Source organism: Nostoc cf. edaphicum LEGE 07299, assembly GCF_015207245.1.
Lineage (GTDB): Bacteria > Cyanobacteriota > Cyanobacteriia > Cyanobacteriales > Nostocaceae > Nostoc > Nostoc edaphicum_B.
Map to the genome: position 1 here is coordinate 1 of NZ_JADEXF010000264.1, position 5,904 is coordinate 5,904.

Consider the following 5,904-nt stretch of genomic DNA (forward strand, 5'->3'; position numbering starts at 1 on the left):
ATCCTCAATAGCTTTCTCACGTCAGGTTACTTTTTAGTAAGTATTTGGTTGATTTTACGCCTAATGCAGGGCAAATCTAGTCGTTTACCAGGGTTTAGTAATTTAGCTGAACGAGTGCTTGGCAAGTATTTATCTTAATTTTTAAGGTGATAAATTGTCGGTGTTTTTACTGAATTTTGGAAAATTTCTGGCTGATTTATCTATATATCTAGTCAAATCCAGTTTATTATTGCCATACTTCAGTAAAACATCTCCAAGTTGTCCCAAAAAAAGAATAAATGCTGCTATAAGTGTTGTGGTTGACACTACATTAAAAAAGTTAACACCGATAATTAAGAGTTAGCTATTATGGGTTGATTTGTTTGGGTGTTTTTAGTCTGCAAAATTACTGAATTTGATTAGTGAGTAAGTGTGAGGAAGTCTGTGACCATTCAAAGAAGTTCGGCGGAAGAAAACCAGTCGGGAAAAGCCTCAAAGTCTAATAAAAGAATTTCCCAAAACTCGACATCAGGACGGTGGCTGTGGTTTTGGGTAGGTATGGGTGGTATTGCGATGGTATCTGCAACAGCGGGGGCACTTTTGGCGGTGTCTTTGACCAGTACGCCTTTGCAACAAGCCCAGCTAACTCCAAAGGATGAGGCGGCCTTTGATAGCGATCGCATTTCTGGAGGTGTGCTGCGATTTTCAGAATTAACTCGTCCAGTGAATCTTTTGGTGATGGGAATGAGCGTACTTCCCCCAGATGTCCAAAACCCTCCTGAAGAAACCAAAAACCTCAAATACCTACCCCAAGTAAACTCCTTTGATGGTCTTTCTGATGTGATGCTCTTGGTCAAATTCGATCCAGAGACGAAAAAAATAAATATGCTCTCCATTCCCAGAGATACCCGCACGGAAATAGAGGGTTATGGAGTGAAAAAAATTAACTCCGCTAACCTTGAAGGTGGGCCAGCTTTGACTGCCAGAACTGTTAGTAATCTCTTAGGAGGAGCGGGAATTGATCGCTATGTCCGAATTAACGTTTTGGGAGTTGGCAAGCTGATTGATGCTTTGGGTGGCGTAACTGTCTACGTTCCTAAAGATATGAAATATCAAGATGATTCTCAGCATTTGTACATCAATTTGAAGGCTGGTAAGCAGCATCTCAATGGCGACCAAACATTGCAATTGCTACGTTTTCGCCATGACGAACTCGGTGATATTGGTCGAATTCAGCGCCAGCAAATGGTCATGCGTGCTTTGATGGAGCAAACACTCAACCCAGCAACTGTTGCTCAATTACCTAAAGTTCTTGATGTCGTGAAAGACCACATTGATACTAACTTGACTGTTGAAGAGTTAGTGGCGCTAATGGGTTTTGGGGTGCGGACAAATCGCTCTAATATGCAAATGTTAATGCTGCCAGGTCGCTTTAGCGAGAAGAATGAGTATGATGCTAGCTATTGGTTGCCCAACAAAAATGGGATTGCGAAACTGATGTCTCAACACTTTGGTTTGGAGTCAGAACAGGAACAGCTGGCAACTACAACTAACCCCCGCTCTTTACGTGTAGCAATTCAAGATAGTACAGGTGGCGATCGCTCTAACCTCCAACCGTTAATTAGAGCCTTGGAGAAATCTGGATATCGTAATATCTATGTGGCCAAGGCATGGGGTGAACCTCTAGATGTAACTCACATTGTCGCTCAACAAGGAGATGGTGACAGTGCCGAGTCAATTCGCGGCACTTTGGGATTTGGAGAAGTCCGGGTGGAAAGCACTGGCAACCTCGGCTCAGATATCAGTATCCAGGTAGGTAAAGATTGGTTGGAACAAAAATCTATTTTGGAGAAGTCGTTGACACCCTAACAGGTATATCTGCTGATACTGAATTTACTACCTGGCTCAGTTCTTGGAGTTTAGCTGCTACTAAACCATTGGTTAATAATTCTTCTGCTTTAGCTAAACCCTGTGCCATATCTGAACAAATACCACTCCGCCATAGATAAAATCCGCCATTCCACAAGGCTGTTTGCATCAATTCACCTGGTTTACCTGCCAAAACCTCTTGAATATCCGCCACCAGTTCTTCAGTAGTTCCAAGGGGTACGTTCTTGGTAGTAAAACCGTAATCGCGCGGTACGAGGTGCAATCGTTCTACCTCTTGGGGTGCTACGGATGAAGATAAGCTGATGATTGCAGTGCGATCGCGCGGTAAGTCGCAACTACCTTCCAATCCTTTGACTAATGTAAATTTTGTCACTCCTCGCAGTCCGAGAGCTGTTTGAAACATCCCTTCTGTCGGTGGATGGACAAACCCAGCAATTACGTGAGCATCCCCAGCATAAGGACACCAAATTAGCTCCATTGTCGCCAACGGCGGACGTTTGCCAAGCTGATCGCGGTACTCCCAAATACTTGTAGTTAAGGGAAAATGCTGAGGTAGATAAATAAAGCCGATTCCGGTTTGCTCAAACACTTGTTGAGTTTGTGCTAGGGGTAAGGTAGTCCAATCGACTCCTAAACCCTGCCAAATATCTATTAGCGGTAAGCCGTACTTCGTTGGTAGGCGATCGCCACCATGCATTACCACTAGTTGTCCCACTGCGGCAAGTAATAAAGCTGTGACGGGACTAATTGGTGCTGTGCGTGTCCTACCATCATAAGGGATGCCAAGAGCGATCGCAGGTCGCCCAGAGGCTATGGGTTGCAGTTTTGGCCCCAGTTCCTCATAAGCATCCAACATTCCAGCTAACTCTTCGCCCGTAGGACGCTTGATTCGGTGAGCAATCAAAAAGGCTCCAATTTGGGCTGGTGTCGCTTCACCCAGCAGCATCATTTTAGTAGCGGTGGCTGCTTGGGCACGAGTTAAATTCTCGGCTGTGTGGTTTCCACTGCCTACTTTTTGCAGAAATTCCCGAAATACATTTGTCATTTGTCATTTGTCATTGGTCATTGGTCATTAGTAACCTTGAATTACGAATTACGAATTACGAATTACCTACACAATATATACAGTGAAATTAACTAGGTTATCCTGACCAAATCGCAGTAAATCACCGTTAAGTAGGCGATACTGCATACCGGGAGTCAAAGGATTGTTGTTTAAATAAATACCATTTGTACTCATATCAACAATCATGTAAGAATTTTGCGACCAGTCCCAATCGACTCGCGCATGACGACGAGAGATTATTCCCTCACTGGGAATGCCGGTCAAGTCAATTTCTGGCGGCGCTATTCCTGGACTCTGACTGCGGCGACCAATATAACCTCCTTCCCCAACGAGGTGAAATTCTCTACCGGTGCTATGAATCAGTTTTAAGGCTGGCGCTCTTTGGGGCGGAGGGGTATAAACAGGTGGTGTTGGTTGATAGGAAACTCGTGGCTGATAGACTGTTGAATAATCAATGGGGGCTTGTTGGGGAGTTTGGTAGTTAGGTTGATCTGTAGGCGGCCGCTGATACTGAACAGGTGGTTGACTAGGTTGTTGTTGAATAGGCGGAGGTTGACTAGGTGGTTGTGGTGTAGGAGAAACTACATTACCCACAGGGGTGGAACACCAAGGACAAACCTTAGCATTGTTAGGCAGGGCACGGTTAAAATATTCGCAACTAGGATTAGGGCACCGATTTGCAGGCATAAGAATTTATATCATCAGGCATAGGTTGTAAAGCTACAAGACCTACTTTACTAAGTAAACACTGACCCTGACGAGTAATTAGCATCTGGGCAAATGTAGAACCACCAGGTAGGCGGTTGCTGTCTTTAGGGTACACTACAAAAATACGGTATCCCAAGGGGTAGCTTTGGAAAGTCGTGACATCAACATAATAATCATCATGTTGACATAAATCATCTGAGGGATTAATTGAGCGACGATCGCGCTTTTGAAACAGAGGTTGAATAGCAGACTTATTACCATCTGCGATCGCTAGAGGATAGCCAGTACACTGACTCGCAGTTTTACTGATAATCCCAAAACTGATAATACCAGTAGTTCGCCCATCTAAAGTTTCACTGCGTATCAGGTTTTGGGTTTTTGCTGTATCAAGTTTAGTAACTTTCGCTGCAAATAAAGCTTCGTCTTGAGGGGCATTTTGCAGAACTATTTGTTGAAATTTACTGATTGCTTCCGGTTCAGTTGGGGCAAAAGGTTTCACGGGCAGGTTTGGAAGTTTGGGATTAATCTGCTGCCAATTAGTAATTTTGCCTGTGTAAATTTGACGCAATTGCTCAAGATTGATTTTCCCCCCAAGAGCATTGGCAAGATTCGAGTCTCTTTTATTAAATGCTACAAAAACAAATAAACCATCATAGGCTACTGCTTTTTTCGCAAGTTTATCTGTAATGTTGTCTACCAAACTAGTAATGGCAAAATCTTTTTTGTTTGTTTGAACTTCTTCGATACTTTTAATCGGGTTATTTATATTTGATGACAAAACAGATTTATAGTCAAATGTTGCTGTTGCATCTGGCTTTGGTCTGGTCAATAAATCTCCTAAACGACTGTTGTCCACTAATTGCGTTAAAACAAAACTCCATGTACTATTTTTTTCTCCTGTATAAGTAAATTGTCCAGAAGGAACGTTAGGGACTTCTGAAAAATTCCGCACAAGTTTAGACCATTGGATATATTGATTAGGACTAACTGTTTTCCTGCCCCAAAGCCAATACCAAATTCCGCTACCAAGTAGTAATAAAAATAGAATTACTAACAAAATTAAGGGCGTTGGCAAAGACTTTTCTAGTTCTTGAGAACCTGGCGATCGCACTGAACTTGAACTTTTAGCACGATCTTCTTGAGGAAGTTCTAGTAGTGCTTTCCGAGCCGCTTCTGCACTCTCAAAAGGAGTTTCTAGCCCAATTAAACGATAAATAAATTGCTTTAAATTGCTATCGGTATCCGGCCATTGTTGATTATCTCTAGGATTGAGAGGCTGGTTAGATGAAAAATTAGTTGTCCGCCCTACCCATAAATAAAAGGCTAATAATCCTAATGATTCTAAATCTTGTTCAGGTTTGGCGGGAGCAGGTTGAGGAATAATTGGGGGAATAAATAAGTTTTCCCAGATAGCTAAATCACAAAAGTATATAGAAAACTTTTGATTGTTTTCTACTTTAATTAAAATACTGTCTAAATTGATATTGCCGTGAGTGATGCCCAGTTGTGTTTGATTGGAGGGAAAACGCAGCTTTTGGGTGTGGAGGAACTGGAGAGTTTGTAAACCTTGATTTAGTACCTCACGCACATCAAGAGATGTCATTGCTCCCTTTTCTATGAGATACTTACCTAAAGTTTGGGATGATTCGATTCCTTGAGTAATAAGATAGCAGCGTTCTCCTTTTTGATCTACGATCGCTTCTTTAGTTTCCACCAGACGGAAATTTTGAATTCGACTATCGGCTAAACTTACTCCACCCACCCGTTTAAAAGTCTCTTTCCGCTTTTGAGTTTCACTTTCATTAAAAGAACGGTTGGGGAGCAGGTATTCTTTGATGATTACAGGTTGTTTGTCTTTAAGTTGAACACCTGAATATAAGCGGCCTAAACCGCGCACACCAACAAAACTAGCTATTTGATAAGTTCCCTGACTTCCTTTAATCTCAGCCTCCTGTGGTAAAGTTGCTGGAAAACCACATTCCAAGCAAAACTTAGCACCCTTGATTTGCTGCGCCGTTTGGAAAGGGCGATCGCAACTTAAGGGAGAATTGTACGAGCAGGGGTATTCTTGATAAAAAGATTCAAATGAAGCCATATACAAAAAGTTTTGTGAATTGCGCCGACTACTTCCGTCGCGCTCAAGCATGAACTAATCCTAGCTTGAGGGCAGTCACAATCGCTTGAGTCCGGCTAGTAACCTTTAATTTTTCAAAAATACTGGTGAGATGCGCCTTAACAGTAGCAACTGTTACATATAAATG

Annotated in this window: 5 protein-coding genes; 1 reads left to right on the forward strand and 4 read right to left on the reverse strand. The window is 42.4% G+C overall.

Features of this window, described 5'->3' with window-relative positions:
* Positions 1-423: 423 nt before the first annotated feature.
* A complete protein-coding gene (locus IQ229_RS09985) occupies positions 424-1,848 on the forward strand; it encodes an LCP family protein (RefSeq protein WP_194043303.1) in 1,425 nt (474 codons plus the stop codon).
* On the opposite strand, the gene IQ229_RS09990 is transcribed toward IQ229_RS09985, so the two are convergent.
* The 4 genes from IQ229_RS09990 to IQ229_RS10005 all read right to left on the reverse strand — a co-directional run.
* Positions 1,820-2,914 (reverse strand): anthranilate phosphoribosyltransferase family protein, encoded by a 1,095-nt coding sequence (locus IQ229_RS09990; protein ID WP_194043305.1) that lies wholly within the window; start codon positions 2,912-2,914, stop codon positions 1,820-1,822. The two genes, IQ229_RS09985 and IQ229_RS09990, sit on opposite strands and share 29 nt — an antisense overlap.
* A 66-nt stretch (positions 2,915-2,980) precedes the next feature.
* Positions 2,981-3,622 carry an FHA domain-containing protein gene (locus IQ229_RS09995; protein ID WP_194043307.1) on the reverse strand — a complete coding sequence of 214 codons (642 nt, stop codon included), beginning with the start codon at positions 3,620-3,622 and terminating at the stop codon, positions 2,981-2,983.
* The gene (locus IQ229_RS10000; protein WP_228013355.1) at positions 3,600-5,789 is read right to left on the reverse strand and encodes a substrate-binding domain-containing protein; all 2,190 of its coding nucleotides are present in this window, start codon (positions 5,787-5,789) and stop codon (positions 3,600-3,602) included. The genes IQ229_RS09995 and IQ229_RS10000 overlap by 23 nt, the downstream gene beginning before the upstream one ends.
* Positions 5,782-5,904: LuxR C-terminal-related transcriptional regulator (locus IQ229_RS10005; RefSeq protein ID WP_194043311.1), on the reverse strand; the 123-nt coding region annotated here is incomplete at its 5' end. The genes IQ229_RS10005 and IQ229_RS10000, both read right to left, overlap by 8 nt.